Source organism: Pedobacter sp. 05T44 (assembly GCF_056395985.1).
On the sequence record NZ_JBFTKO010000019.1, the window covers coordinates 1 to 14,530 of the forward strand.

Consider the following 14,530-nt stretch of genomic DNA (forward strand, 5'->3'; position numbering starts at 1 on the left):
ATAGGAAACATACAAGATAACTTTAAAAATATTTAGGTGCCTATATCGGTGGTGTCCACCTCTTCCCATTCCGAACAGAGAAGTTAAGCCCACCAGAGCCGATGGTACTGCGGTAACACGTGGGAGAGTAGGTCGGTGCCAAATCTTAATCAAAACCCTGTAGCTAAACGCTGCAGGGTTTTTGTGTTTATATACATTTCTGGAAACTTTCTGATGAAAATACAATGTTAAAAAATGCTAAATCTTCATCAGAGATACAATAAAACCGTATAATTGTATTTTACGTTAATCTTATAAAAAGCACTTTTGATGAAATTAAGATATATATTGCTTTTTGCATTTAGCTTTATCTTGAGCAACTCTGCATTTTCGCAAAGTAAAGATGTGAAGCTTCCTTCTAATTGGTACAATCTGGATTTAGTTGCTGATGGGTACTTTGGTATAAGTACCGAAAAAGCATATAAGGAATTATTGAGCAATAAAAAGCCTAAACAAAATGTGATTGTTGCCGTAATTGATGGAGGCGTTGATATTAATCATGAGGATTTAAAGGACGTACTGTGGACTAATAAAAAAGAGATTCCAGGTAACGGAATTGATGATGATGGTAATGGATATGTAGATGATATACATGGCTGGAATTTTATAGGATCAAAAAAAGGTAATCTAGCATATGATAATCTGGAGTTGGTGCGGATACTTAGAGTGTATGGCCCTAAGTATGTATCAACCATTCGATCTACAGTATTAGATAGTGTTCAAAAAGAAGAATATGCCCTATATCTTAAAGCTAATGCAGAATTTGGAAAGAAGTATAACGATGCTCACTATACATTTGGGATTGTAAGTATCATTAATAAGGTTCTGGATTCAGTGGCAGCTATTAACAATAAGAAGATTCCATCATTGGAAGATATTGATAAATACGTGGCTGATAATGAAGATGAGGAGCAAGTAAAAAAGATTATAAGAGGCGGATCTAAGGACAGTGGAGGAATTGATAAATTCTACAAGGAAATGAAAGATGCCTATAAGCAATATGATGTAATGCTTAAATATAATCTGAATGTGAAGTATGATCAGCGGCAGGAGCTAGTTGGCGACGATTATACAAACGCAAAAGAACGTTTATATGGGAACAATGATGTTGCCGGACCTAATGCAGAACATGGTTCACATGTTTCGGGCATAATAGGGGCAAACAGATCCAATTCAATTGGAATTAATGGAATAGCCAATAGTGTTAGTATAATGGCAATTAGAGTTGTACCAGAAGGGGATGAGAGAGATAAAGATGTTGCCAATGGAATTAGATATGCAGTAGATAACGGTGCTAAGGTAATTAATATGAGCTTTGGCAAAGGTTATAAATGGAATAAAGAAGTTGTTGACGAAGCGGTAAAATATGCTGAACAGAAAGGCGTATTGTTAGTTCATGCGGCCGGAAATGATAACGAAGATGTAGATGTTAAAGAGAATTATCCAAATAAATACTTTGATGGACCAGAGGCTGCTGCTTATAAGAAATCGATCAAAAAAGATGCACTTTCAGCATTGCCATTTAAGATCGAGCAAAATCAAGCGCAAAATCAGGGTATGAGAAGGGGGCCTAATTCTGTCGTTATTAAAAAAGCAGTTATAGATACGGCTAAATTTAAACTGCCACATGCGAGTAATTGGATAGAAGTTGGAGCAAGTGCATATGCTAATGATGCAAATTTAAAAGCATCTTTTTCAAATTATGGAAAGTATAATGTAGACGTATTTGCGCCTGGTTTTATGATTAATTCAACAGTTCCAGGCTCAAAATATGAAGAATTTGATGGAACTAGTATGGCAGCTCCTGTTGTATCTGGTCTTTCAGCCCTGATTTTGAGCTATTATCCGGACCTTAAGCCTAACCAGGTCAGAGAGATCATAATGAAATCCGTGTCTAAGGTTTTACAGAAAGTTAAATACAAAAATGAAAGAGGTGAGACTGTCCGAGTACCCTTCTCCGATCTTTGTGTTAGCGGAGGAATAGTAAATGCTTATGAGGCCTTAAAGCTTGCAGAGCGTTATCAATCAAAATAAATAGCCGTCTTCTATTTCTGAATTATTMCTTTCAAACTTAAGTAGCCACTTTTTCTTGTCTATTCCGGCAGCATAGCCGGTCATATTTCCATCGCTGCCTATTACGCGGTGGCAAGGTACTATAATTGCTAAGCGGTTTCGCCCATTTGTTGAGGCAATTGCGCGAATCGCTTTCGGATTGTTCATCATTTCTGCCTGTTCTTTGTAAGAACATGTTTTTCCATAAGGAATTTCCTGAAGTGTTTTCCAGACTGCTTGCGAAAAATCATTGCCAGGAGTGTGTAATGGAACTGAAAAGGTTTTTCGTTTTCCTTCGAAGTATTCAGTTAACTCATTTTCCAATTGATCTAGATACGAATTTCTTCCTGCTACCATCACTGCATTAAGTAGCTTTTGTAACTCAGCGAATTCTTTTTCTAATCTGATCCTGTTGGTAAATTCGAGCAGACAGACACCTTTTGATGTAGCGCCTGCCAGCATAGGACCTAAGGGAGTAGAAATCTCCGTCATGTTTATTATGGCATCCTTATCAGAGGATATTGAGGATTTTTCAAATATCCACGGATACCGATCAGCAAAACCTGTAATGTCAGTGAGAGATGTATTATTCATGTTTATTGTCGAATTTAATTTTTAACAGGCCAGCTTTTATTTTAGTAAATACTTCAGCGTTTGCATGATCTAATATTTCCTAAAAATAAGGAATCAATCAATAAGATGGTACCCGATTCTTGCTTTCCTCTGTTGTCCTTAACGCTAATCGCATTTAATCATTACATGTTACGAATAAATCGCAATGATTCAGTAGGTAATCCCAATTGATCTCAGGATTGATTTAGAAGCACTATTGGTGTCAAAATTAAAATAGTAGTAAGAGTAGTAAATAGAAAAGCCTTGTCAAATAATTGACAAGGCTTTTTTCAGTAGCGGGGAGCAGGATCGAACTGCCGACCTCAGGGTTATGAATCCTGCGCTCTAACCATCTGAGCTACCCCGCCGGGCGTCTTTTTTCTAAAGAGTTGCAAATATAGAATAAATTACTTTTCTTTAGAAACAAATATTAAAAAAATAGTCTAATAATTCAGAATATAAGTGTTTAACGATGTCGGAAAAGAAAAAATTTACGTTAGAATATGAATTGAGGTCGTCTCCACGTATTTTATTTAGTTTTATTAGTGAGCCAAATGGACTGTCTCAATGGTTTGCAGATGATGTGATTTTCAGAGATCAGGTATATACTTTCACATGGGACGATGAAATACAGAAAGCAAAGTTGCTTAGCATAAAAGAAAATAAATCTGTAAAATTTAAATGGGTGGAAGATGAACCACACTGTTACTTTGAAATGGAAATTGTACAGGACGAATTAACAAATGACGTAGCCCTTTCAATAACCGATTTTGCTACTGATGACACATTAGCTGAGCGTACACTTATTTGGGATAATCAGATTAACTACCTGCACAGTGTAATTGGTGCCTAGTTTTTCAATAGCTTTGTCTACATTTGTATATTGAAAAAGATTCATTTACTTCTACTCAAAGCATTTATAAGGCCTTTCTTCGTCACATTTTTTATTGTGATGTTTATTTTGCTAATGCTTTTTCTATTTAAATATGTTGATGATTTAATAGGAAAAGGATTTGAATGGTATATTATACTTGAGTTAATGTATTATGCCTCTGCGGCAAATGTGTCTATGGCGCTCCCATTGTCCATTTTATTATCATCGATAATGACTTTTGGGACGCTGGGGGAGAACTACGAATTGGTAGCTATTAAATCAGCAGGGTTGTCGTTGCAAAAGGCAATGAGACCTCTTTTTGTACTCATAATATTTATTGCAATAAGCTCCTTCATATTTTCAGATTATATGCTGCCTAAAGCCAATTTGAAGTATGGATCGCTTTTATGGGATATAACAAACAAAAAATTATCCTTTTTAATTAAGGAGGGGGTTTTTAATAATAGTATTCCAGGTTATTCCATTAGAGTTAATAAAAAAGGGGATGATGGTGTTTCATTGTATGATGTAATGATTTATGATCATACAAATACAAACGGAATGGCAAAGATCATCATTGCTAAAGAAGGTAAAATGTATAGCAATGATAAGTTCCTTTTTCTAAAGCTAAAAAATGGCGTTAGATATGAAGAATCGAGTGGCCGTAATACCTATAACAATCCGAGACAGGAGTTAACTAGGATGAGGTTTACTGAGACTGATCAGAAGTTTGATATTTCCAGTTTTAAAATGAATAGAACTGATGAGCAGGATTTTAGGAATAACACTCAAATGCTGAATTTAAAGGGCTTAACAAGGAAAAGAGATTCCTTAACCAAAGAGTTGGATAGTGTAAATAAGTTCTCCTCAACCACTATAAATAGCTATTACAGGCAAAACAACTACTCTAAGGGATATACCGCTGTTAAAACCCCTGCAAAAGTAATAAAGGGAGACATTTTGAAAATGCTTCCTGAGAAACAGAGACTGGCAATTATTCAGAGTGCATTGGACCTGGCAACTTCAGTAAAACAAACTACATCTGGACGGGTTACGGATTATGAGGATAGAACCAGAAGTATAATAAAAGTACAATTGGAATATCAGAGAAAGTTTACACTTGCAGTGTCCTGTCTCTTATTGTTCTTTATTGGTGCACCGCTAGGCGCTATTATAAGAAAAGGTGGACTTGGTTTGCCTGTGGTAATGGCTATTGTGTTTTTCCTTTTGTACCACATCATTGCTACTGTTTCTGAAAAATCTGCAACAACAGGATCTTTAAGGCCTTTCTTCGGAATGTGGCTTGCAATATTTATTTTATCTCCCCTGGGTGCATTCTTAACTTATAAAGCAACAGTGGATTCTGCTTTATTTGATGTAGGTTATTTTAAACAAATATTTATAAATCTCTTCAAAAAGAAAAAATCAAATATTAACAGTTAATAATATTTGTATCCTTTAATAGGGGTAAACACCTAATATTCATTACTTATTTATGATAGTTTATAACGTAATATTGGTTTTGAAGATTGTAACTTTGCACCGTAAATCTTACTAATTAATCAGGTTACTTATTTGTTACTTGATTATTGATATATTCAGAAAAATGGAAATCAAACTAGATACAATAGAAGAAGCTATTGCAGAAATAAAAGCGGGTAAAGCTATTATTGTTGTAGATGACGAAGATAGGGAGAATGAAGGTGATTTTATTACTGCCGCAGCCAACGCTACTCCTGAAATGATAAATTTTATGGCCACTTATGGCCGAGGCTTAATTTGTGCGCCTTTAACCGAAGAAAGATGTGATGAATTAGGTTTAGATCTAATGGTGGGAAAAAATACCGCCGCTTACGAAACTAACTTTACTGTTTCCGTTGATTTAAGAGGTCATGGCTGTACAACTGGCATTTCTGCGTCCGACAGATCAAAAACCATTAAGGCCTTAATCGATCCTAATATTGATCCTGCTGAGTTGGGTAGGCCAGGTCACATTTTTCCATTAAGATCTAAAGATGGGGGAGTATTAAGACGTTCGGGACACACCGAAGCATCTGTAGATTTAGCTAAACTTGCAGGCATGGAACCTGCCGGTGTATTGGTTGAGATTATGAAGGATGACGGAGAGATGGCCAGATTGCCTGACCTGATTAAGATTGCAGCACAACATCAGCTTAAAATAATTAGTATAAAAGATCTTATTGCATATAGATTAAGCAAAGAAAGTTTAATAGAGCAGGAGGTAACGGTAAATCTACCCACTCAATGGGGTGATTTTAAGATGACTGCCTATACCCAAATAGATACAGGAGCCACACATTTGGCAATTAGTAAAGGCGAATGGACTATTGATGAGCCTGTATTAACAAGAGTACATAGTTCCTGTGTTACCGGTGATATTTTTGGATCGTGCAGATGCGATTGTGGGCCTCAATTGCACAAAGCAATGGAGATGATCGATAAGGAAGGCAAAGGAGTAATCGTTTATATGAATCAGGAGGGAAGAGGTATTGGTCTTGTTAATAAATTGCGTTCATATAATCTACAAGATGCTGGCCTGGATACTGTTGAAGCAAATATAAAATTGGGTTTCAAAGGCGACGAAAGAGATTACGGAGTTGGAGCTCAAATACTAAGAGCACAGGGCATCACTAAAATGAGACTGATGTCTAATAACCCTACTAAACGCGCTGGTTTAATTGGCTATGGTTTAGAGATTGTAGAAAATATTCCAATTGAGATAGAAAGTAATGTTCATAATGAGCAATATCTTAAAACAAAACGTGATAAGATGGGGCATCAAATAATGAAAGGCTAAAAAAAAGTAGGTTATTTATAACCTACTTTTTTTTGTTCTTTTTTTCTGGAGGAACAGCCTCTTTGTTAACTGGCTGTTTACTAACGGGAGGTGTCTTTTTCTCTTCCTCAGCCTTCTTCTTCAAGTTTCTGTTGTATTTACCTGATATTCTTTGAACAAACTCTCTAAAGCTGTCAAATTGCTGTGTATAGATCAGACCTAAGGATGTTACATTGTTATTTTGGCTTACCCCAGTGTTAAAGAAGGTGTTTTGCTGTGTAGGAGGTTTATTGGCAAGCTTACCTACTAAAGTTCCATCTTTTCTAATTAAGGCTAAAACTTCAACTTCACCGCCTACATTATTTCTGGTAAAGCCAATTGGCGACAAATCGTTTGTACTACGTTTATCTACTATCCCGGCATTTAATACTATGCGGTCATTAAAAAATCTAAAAGAGGCATTCGCTTCACTCAAAGAGCGGATATTAATGTCCACAAAATCGAGGTTGAGTGAAGATAAGACATTATTAAACTGATTAAACAAAAGCTCTGTAGCAGTACTCGCTACTCCTGATGTTAATTGCTTGCCAAGGGCTTCTTTTCCTGTTCCTGGAGCAAAACTACGTCTTATAATCAAACTAAGCGCCTGGAGGTTCCTGTTGTTGTCGTCATTAAAATAAGATTGCATCTCTTCTTTAATAGCAGGGTTTGAAGGGAAGAAGATATCAAGTTTAATATCCGGTTTTAATAGTGAACCGGTTAAGCCCATTTCTACTTCAGTAAGAACGCGCTCGTTGGCATTATTGCCGCCATCTCTATTAGCTGCAGTATAGAGGTCGCTCAGACCAGCACGAAGGGAATAAATTGCCTTTAAATTTATCTGCGCAGTTGTGGGGTTTCCTGTCCATCGGATAGTACCACCTTGTCTGATGTTGAATTTCTTATTTATAATTTCCTGAGCAGTAAAATCAAAACTCCCTGATTCAATGATATAATCACCCGACATCTCAAAATCACCAAGACTATTAATGTTAAGCGCTAAATTTTTAGAATAGCCTTTCCCACTTAGATTTCCTAAAGTGGTATAAATATTTGCAGTGCTATTTGCATCAACCTCAAGTTTCAGGTTCATTGTAAGTCCGTCAAAACTGGTTTGTTTTTTTACAACCTTAGTCGTGTCCTTATTTACAAATGTTATAAAATCTTTATTTGATACGGTCTCAGAGCTGTTAAGTGGAAGATTAAATACCGTCCCTTTCTCTGTCTTGGCATTAATGTCTATAAATAATTTGTTTGTTGGACCTTTAAATCTGAAGGTACCTGTTCCATAAGCCTTTCCAAAATATATAGAGTTGTCTTTTTCCGTAGTATTCAAGGCCATGAAATCTTTAGCATTAATATCAATATCTAGCGTTGGTGTATTGATGTTATTGAGGTCAACCGTACCATTTGCGATGGCCTGGTTATCATCAACGTCAAGCAATTTCAAGTCATTAATTTTGATAATGCTGTTTTCAACTTCTACCTGGTCGTTTAGTGTATATCTTGTTTTAAGATAATTAACTGTCACTTCAGCTTTGTCAAAAGATACCTGCCCGTTAATTTCCGGTTTTTCAAATGGACCTGTAACCGTTAATGATGATGAAACATGACCTTTAAGATCTGATACAAGTTCATTAACAAATGGTTCCAGTACAGCTAGTTCACTATTATCAAGCTTTACGCTTATATCCATCTCTTTCTTTTCCAGATCAAGAACGCCCAAAGCCCGAAGTGTTTCTCTGTCGGAAGAAACAATATTAGTGAAAATGTTGGCTACATTATTTGCACGATCATAAGAAGAAGTATCGGTCAAATTACCAATATGAGTATTGTTAAAGGTTAAAGAATCTATTTTTAGATTATCAGATATCCTAGGCGATTTTAAGATATTATAGAGTTTTGTTTCACCATTAACGTTACCTGCTAACTGCACGCCAAATGCCTTAACAAACGGATTTATTGTTTTTAAGCTAAATTCTTTAAATCCGACAAGAAGTAAATCTTTGGGGTCGTCAGACAGAATACCATCAATAGTTAAGAGTTGATTGCCATTGCTTAAATCAAAATTGGTAATCTCGGTTTTTCCTTCATGAAAACTAATTCTCACTTTTTCCTGAATCTTCCAGTCCTCATTATTTACTTTAAGCTGAGATGGGAGTATGCTAACCCTTGCTGTGGTGTCGTTTGCAAACTCGACCAATCCGTTTAAATCCAGTTGGTTAGCGTCATCTGAATTGGCAAGTTTTAAGTTAAGAGAAAGACTGTCATTTCTCAATATGTTGGATATGTTGACATTCTTAATGTACAAACTATCATTTAAGTCAACTCTATCCGATGTTATGATAGCTTGTAATTGATTTACGGAAGTATTCTCATCGATAATAATATTGTTGGCTATAATGCCTTTGTATTTTAGCTTTTTCACAAAGCCATTTAATGTGGCTATGTTGTTTGGAGAATCAAAATTACCAATAAAGACCGCTTGATCATCGATCTCTAAGCCTGGAGCAAGAAGTTCTGCAATGGGCTCAAATCTTTTTATTTTTAAATTGAACTGAAAGATCTGGTCTCCATATGGAAGAATGGTAGTTTTGAGGGATGGTATGTATTTTTTCGCTAATGCTTTATAGTATGAAGGAATGGTGTTTAAGTTGTATTGCCCCTTTAAGCTGGCATCCAGAATATCTGAATGAATGGTAAGGTCTCTGTCTTTTCCTATACCTGCAGCCTTTAGTTCTACAGAATCAATGTTGTAAATGCCTTTAACATTGTCTAACCTAATTTGTTGAATTAGAAGTTTACCCTGTATGTTATTTAGGTTGGTGCCGGAGAAATTGGTGCTAAAAGTAGCATCAATTTTTAAAGAGTCCTTATATAGTTTTAAGGCCTTTAGCTTTGCATTGTTTATTTGGGCTTTAAAATTAAATACCGGCAACTTAGGGTTCAGATTTACCCCGCCATCAAAAACAAGCTGAACATTTTTGTCGTTAATTTGCAGGCGACCGTCGAAATATTTTTTATCAAAGGTTCCATCAATTTTAACATTTCTATACCTATACTGGTTAAAGTCGATGTAATCGATATCTCCATTTAGCTTCTCGGAAAGGTTTTTTATTTCTGTGCCTCTGCCTTCAACATTTAAGGAAGCAGATATTCTACCAAGATCATTCTCATCTAAAAGGTTTCCTAAATTAAAATCGTAGGCTTTAACATTACCTGAATAAGAGGGGACACCCTTCTTATCTATTTTCATATTAACATCAGAAACCAATCTGCCTAGTTTTGTCTTAAACTCCCCATAGGCAATAAAATCGTTTTGGAATCCGGTAAATGAGCCGTTGAAATTAATGTTGCCAAATTTTCCGATAACTACTGGGATCACTTTAGTCTTTTTCCCGGTTGTGCTTGTTAATATCTCATCCAGATCAGCTTTATTTGTTMCGGCCATCTCTATTTTAAGATCCATAAAAGTCTCTTTAAGATTTGGAAGCCCTTTTACAATAAAGTCCCCTTTTATATAAGTCGCTTTTCCGGCTTTAACCGATAGTTTTTTTGCTTTAAGATTATTAACCAAACCGGTAATCCTTCCGTCAACTTCAATCTCAAGATTCATTTGATCCAATTCCGGAGCAAAATAGGCAACATCGCGCGATGCTAAATAGCTATTCTTGAAATTAGCTTTCATTCTTACTTTATTGACATAATCTCTAAAGTCTCGGTATTTATCAAACCGCATTTGAAAGTAATCAGATAGCCTGCTCTTATTGGTAACCAACATCAAATTCTTTAACTCAATGCTATTGGTATCCACAGTAGTAAAGGCTGTCAGGTTTTTTAAATAAAACCCACTCTTTTCCTTAAATGTCAGGTTTTTAATGTCGGCCTGCAGGATATGATCTGTAGTATTTAATTTTTCAAAAATTCCGTTAAAGCTGGTTAGGTATATGTCATCAAAATTTACCCCCTTCATAACGGTGTCAACTCGTTGGTTTTTGTATTTAAAGCTGATGTTGTTCAGGATAACTCTGTCAAATGATATCTTGTACGGTTTCTTTTTAGGTTTAACTGTGGGAGTGCCAGAGTCAAAGTAATCGATAATGAAATCTAAATTCGTCGATCTGTCTTTATATGATTTTAAATAAAAAGAGCCGTTATTAATCTGTACCGTATTAATGTCAACTATTCGTTTTTTAATTGAAATCTGATTGATGTCTACTAAAAATTTGGGTGTATTAAGTATGGTATCTTTCTGCCGATCCAATACAAGCAGGTTTTCTATCACAACATACTTAAAAGGTTTTATATATATGCCGGTTAAAGAAATGGTTGTATTAAGCTCTTTAGATAGGTATGCTGCCGCTTTTTTAGCTACGAAAGTCTGAATAGGCTTAAATTGGATTGCAAATAGAATGACACCAGCAAGTAATAATACTGATGCAACGACCCAAAGAAGTATTTTTAATAGTTTTTTAATAATTTTGTAGCTTAATAATAATAAACGTGTCTGTAATACTTGCTATAGAATCTTCCTGCGATGAAACCTCCGTTGCTATATGTAACAACGGCAAAATTACTGCCAATGTTATTGCAAACCAAACAATTCATCAAAATTATGGAGGTGTAATTCCTGAGCTAGCTTCAAGGGTACATCAACAAAATATCGTGCCAGTAATACAACAGGCATTAAATGATGCTAAAGTTAATAAAAAGGAGCTAAATGCAGTTGCTTTTACACAGGGGCCTGGATTATTAGGCTCATTGTTAGTAGGTGTTTCCTTTGCGAAATCATTTGCGCTTGCGTTAGATTTACCTTTAATTTCGGTAAATCATATGCACGCTCATATTCTGGCTCATTTTATTGATGATCCAATGCCCCAATTCCCTTTCATTTGCTTAACTGTATCTGGCGGACATACTCAAATTGTTGTGATAAGAAGTCATTTCGATATGGAGATAGTGGGCGAAACCTTAGATGATGCAGCAGGTGAGGCATTTGATAAAACTGCCAAAATTCTAAATTTACCTTATCCTGGCGGGCCACTTATAGATAAGTATGCTAAAGAGGGAAACCCTTTGGCATATAAATTTGGGGAGCCTCAGATCAAAGATCTGAATTACAGCTTTAGTGGATTTAAAACCTCAATTTTGTATTTCATCAGAAATCAGGAAAAGGAAAATCCTAACTTTGTTTCTGAGCATTTACACGACATTTGTGCCTCGGTTCAGCATAGTATAGTGCATATATTGCTTAATAAGCTAAAGAAAGCAGCTAAGCAGTATGGAATTAAGGAGATTGCCATAGCAGGAGGAGTATCTGCAAATAGTGGATTAAGAGCAGGCTTAACTGCTCTTGCCGAGGAGTTAAATTGGAATGTATATATACCTGCTTTTGAATATTGTACCGATAATGCGGCTATGATTGCTATTGCAGGTTATTATAAATATTTAAATAAGGATTTCGTGGAGCAAGATGTTGCACCTTTGTCCAGAATGGAATTTTAATATATAAAAAGTAGAGTTATGGGTACAATGAGTTTTGTTTTCTTTGGGCTAATGCTATTGCCATTAATCATTTTTTTAATCTGGTTAATCAAAAAGGATAAAAACAGAAACTATTTAGGGCTTGTGGTTTTGGTGGCGATGGCTATTATTGCGATTATTGCAATTGTTAAGTTCGATTCCACTTTTATGGAGTCTAGATCAGGTATGCCAGATAAGTCTCAGGCACCGAGTTATAAATAAGAAAGAATCGAAAATAAAAAAGGGGTATTTTCAATAAAGAAATACCCCTTTTATTTGAAATAATATTTTAAGCTTTATCCTCTAGCTTATCGCCAGTTACTTCAGCTCTAATTTTAGCTTCAATCTCTTCAGATAGTTCAGGATTGTCAAGTAATAACTGTTTAACTGCATCTCTACCCTGACCAAGTTTTGTATCCCCGTAAGAGAACCAAGAGCCTGCTTTTTTAATGATATTAAAGTCAACACCTAAGTCGATAATTTCGCCGGTTTTAGATATACCTTCTCCAAACATAATGTCAAACTCTGCAACGCGGAAAGGTGGTGCAACTTTATTTTTAACAATTTTTACTTTAACCCTGTTACCTGCAACTTCATCAGAGTCTTTAATTTGAGAAGTTCTTCTGATATCCAAACGAACAGACGCATAGAATTTTAATGCATTTCCACCAGTAGTCGTTTCCGGGTTTCCAAACATTACACCAATTTTTTCACGTAATTGGTTAATGAATATACAGCAACATCCGGTTTTAGAGATCGTTCCTGTTAGTTTACGTAAAGCTTGTGACATCAAACGAGCCTGAAGCCCCATTCTGGAGTCACCCATTTCTCCTTCAATTTCAGCCTTAGGTACCAAAGCCGCAACAGAGTCAATAACGATCACATCAATTGCACCTGATCTGATTAGGTTATCAGCAATTTCCAAAGCTTGTTCACCATTATCTGGTTGTGAGATCAATAAATTATCTACATCTACGCCTAATTTTTTTGCATAGCCTTTATCAAATGCATGTTCAGCATCAATAATAGCTGCTAAGCCGCCTTTTTTTTGTGCTTCGGCAATAATATGAGTCGCTAAAGTTGTTTTACCTGATGATTCCGGGCCGTATATCTCAATAACTCTTCCTTTTGGTACTCCGCCAATTCCTAAGGCAATATCTAAACTAATCGATCCTGTCGAAATAGATTCTATCGGTTCTACAGCATTGTCACCCAATTTCATAACGGTACCTTTACCATATGATTTTTCCAACTTATCCAAGGTAAGTTGTAATGCTTTTAATTTGTCTGCGTTTGTGCTCATATTATTAAATTCTGTAAGAAAGTAACTACTTACATTTCTTAACGTAAAATGATTTTCTTTTTACTAATTATATTAGCAAATATAACTATTATTTAATTTAAAATAACAAATAAAATTATTATTTTTTTATTGTTGGCTCTGAATCACTAAATATTTTAGTTATTTTATTATTGTTTTGATAATATTTGCAAAAACTTGTGATTTCGCAGATACTGCATTTTGGAGATCTCGCTAAGCAAACATATCTGCCGTGTAATATCAACCAATGGTGTGCAACATGTATTGTTTCTTCAGGCAAGTTCTTCACTAAATCCTTTTCGACAGCTAAAGGAGTTTTTCCGGTAGTTAATCCAATTCGGTTCGCAACCCTAAACACATGCGTATCTACAGCCATAGCAGGGGCATTATAAATAACCGATGCAATTACATTAGCCGTTTTTCTTCCAACGCCTGGCATTTTTTGCAAATCATCTATATCAGATGGGACTTCGTTGTTAAAATCGTTAAGCAACATTTTAGCCATGCCAACTAAGTGCTTTGCTTTATTATTTGGGTAGCTAACACTTCTAATGTAATCAAATACAATGTCTGGTGTAACATCAGCCAATGCTTTGGCATCAGGAAAGCGTTGAAATAATGCAGGTGTTACCTGATTTATTCTTTTATCAGTGCATTGGGCAGATAATATTACTGCCACAAGTAATTGGAACGGATTGTTGTAGTGTAATTCTGTTTCGGCGTCTGGCTGCCTGGCAGAAAAATGAGACACAAAAAGTTTATATCTTTCTTTTTTGAGCATTTGCAAACTTATATAATTTTGCCTTTAATTTTCAATTTTGAACAAATTGAATCCCCGTTAAAACACAAAAGCTAAATTTCATTTTAACGATATTCTTGCCTTTTAAAACGGGCAAAATATATTTTTTTATTTTCTTAAATGAAAAGAATTTCAAATAGAGGCATAAAAAAAAGCTGCCAAACCTTTGGCAGCTTTAATTCGTTTGTAAATTACTTGGCTCTTGAGTAAGCTAAAATCTTCGAAATCGTTGTCTCAGAAGGGTTTTTGGCTAAGCTGTCCAACTGTGGTTTAATGTTCTCATAGAACGATAAATCCTGTGGTTCAACATCATCTGCAGGAACTGTTTCCTGTTTTTTCTGTCCGTAATTTAGTTTGTTAACTGAAGTAGAGGTTTCCATCATAAGCAATAAACGTATATTAGTTTTACTAATTAACGCTATTATTATTAATTTATTTTAACCCTAACAACAATTTTTTATATTTTCTTTTTTT

General features: G+C 35.4%; 11 protein-coding genes, 1 tRNA gene and 1 rRNA gene. 7 read left to right on the forward strand and 6 right to left on the reverse strand.

The genetic code is table 11. The features are described from left to right. The first annotated feature begins 32 nt into the window (after positions 1-32). Together rrf and AC1DDK_RS22105 are read left to right on the forward strand one after the other, a co-directional pair. Positions 33-144 (forward strand): 5S ribosomal RNA (rrf, locus tag AC1DDK_RS22100). Between the two features lie 165 nt (positions 145-309). After that, positions 310-2,073 carry a S8 family peptidase gene (locus tag AC1DDK_RS22105; protein ID WP_337717444.1) on the forward strand — a complete coding sequence of 588 codons (1,764 nt, stop codon included), beginning with the start codon at positions 310-312 and terminating at the stop codon, positions 2,071-2,073. Here AC1DDK_RS22105 and AC1DDK_RS22110 read toward each other — a convergent pair. Both AC1DDK_RS22110 and AC1DDK_RS22115 read right to left on the reverse strand, forming a co-directional pair. Next, the gene (locus AC1DDK_RS22110; RefSeq protein WP_477634060.1) at positions 2,065-2,685 is read right to left on the reverse strand and encodes a methylated-DNA--[protein]-cysteine S-methyltransferase; all 621 of its coding nucleotides are present in this window, start codon (positions 2,683-2,685) and stop codon (positions 2,065-2,067) included. The genes AC1DDK_RS22105 and AC1DDK_RS22110 overlap by 9 nt on opposite strands. Positions 2,686-2,997: 312 nt before the next feature. Continuing rightward, positions 2,998-3,071, reverse strand: a tRNA-Met gene (locus AC1DDK_RS22115). Between the two features lie 104 nt (positions 3,072-3,175). On the opposite strand from AC1DDK_RS22115, the gene AC1DDK_RS22120 reads away from it, so the two are divergent. The 3 genes from AC1DDK_RS22120 (at position 3,176) to AC1DDK_RS22130 (ending at position 6,395) form a co-directional block, all read left to right on the forward strand. After that, entirely contained in the window at positions 3,176-3,556 is a 381-nt protein-coding gene (locus tag AC1DDK_RS22120; RefSeq protein WP_172659015.1) for an START-like domain-containing protein, read from the forward strand. Between the two features lie 30 nt (positions 3,557-3,586). Further along, positions 3,587-5,020, forward strand: a complete 1,434-nt coding sequence (locus tag AC1DDK_RS22125; protein WP_172659016.1) for an LptF/LptG family permease — start codon at positions 3,587-3,589, stop codon at positions 5,018-5,020. 163 nt (positions 5,021-5,183) lie between these two features. Further along, positions 5,184-6,395 (forward strand): bifunctional 3,4-dihydroxy-2-butanone-4-phosphate synthase/GTP cyclohydrolase II, encoded by a 1,212-nt coding sequence (locus AC1DDK_RS22130; protein ID WP_172659017.1) that lies wholly within the window; start codon positions 5,184-5,186, stop codon positions 6,393-6,395. Positions 6,396-6,417: 22 nt separating this feature from the next. Here the strand turns inward: AC1DDK_RS22130 and AC1DDK_RS22135 are convergent, their stop codons facing one another. Further along, entirely contained in the window at positions 6,418-10,698 is a 4,281-nt protein-coding gene (locus tag AC1DDK_RS22135; RefSeq protein ID WP_477634061.1) for a translocation/assembly module TamB domain-containing protein, read from the reverse strand. A 218-nt stretch (positions 10,699-10,916) separates the two neighbouring features. On the opposite strand from AC1DDK_RS22135, the gene tsaD reads away from it, so the two are divergent. Together tsaD and AC1DDK_RS22145 are read left to right on the forward strand one after the other, a co-directional pair. After that, the gene (gene tsaD / locus AC1DDK_RS22140) at positions 10,917-11,918 is read left to right on the forward strand and encodes a tRNA (adenosine(37)-N6)-threonylcarbamoyltransferase complex transferase subunit TsaD (protein ID WP_172659018.1); all 1,002 of its coding nucleotides are present in this window, start codon (positions 10,917-10,919) and stop codon (positions 11,916-11,918) included. Positions 11,919-11,936: 18 nt separating this feature from the next. Then, complete coding sequence (locus AC1DDK_RS22145; RefSeq protein WP_172659019.1) at positions 11,937-12,158, forward strand: hypothetical protein; 222 nt, start codon at positions 11,937-11,939, stop codon at positions 12,156-12,158. 67 nt (positions 12,159-12,225) lie between these two features. On the opposite strand, the gene recA is transcribed toward AC1DDK_RS22145, so the two are convergent. The 3 genes from recA to AC1DDK_RS22160 all read right to left on the reverse strand — a co-directional run bounded on the left by recA (position 12,226) and on the right by AC1DDK_RS22160 (position 14,439). Beyond that, complete coding sequence (gene recA / locus AC1DDK_RS22150; protein ID WP_048906407.1) at positions 12,226-13,239, reverse strand: recombinase RecA; 1,014 nt, start codon at positions 13,237-13,239, stop codon at positions 12,226-12,228. A 118-nt stretch (positions 13,240-13,357) separates the two neighbouring features. Continuing rightward, positions 13,358-14,038, reverse strand: a complete 681-nt coding sequence (nth, locus tag AC1DDK_RS22155) for an endonuclease III (RefSeq protein WP_172659020.1) — start codon at positions 14,036-14,038, stop codon at positions 13,358-13,360. A 209-nt stretch (positions 14,039-14,247) separates the two neighbouring features. Continuing rightward, entirely contained in the window at positions 14,248-14,439 is a 192-nt protein-coding gene (locus tag AC1DDK_RS22160) for a hypothetical protein (RefSeq protein ID WP_152542359.1), read from the reverse strand. Positions 14,440-14,530 lie beyond the last annotated feature (91 nt).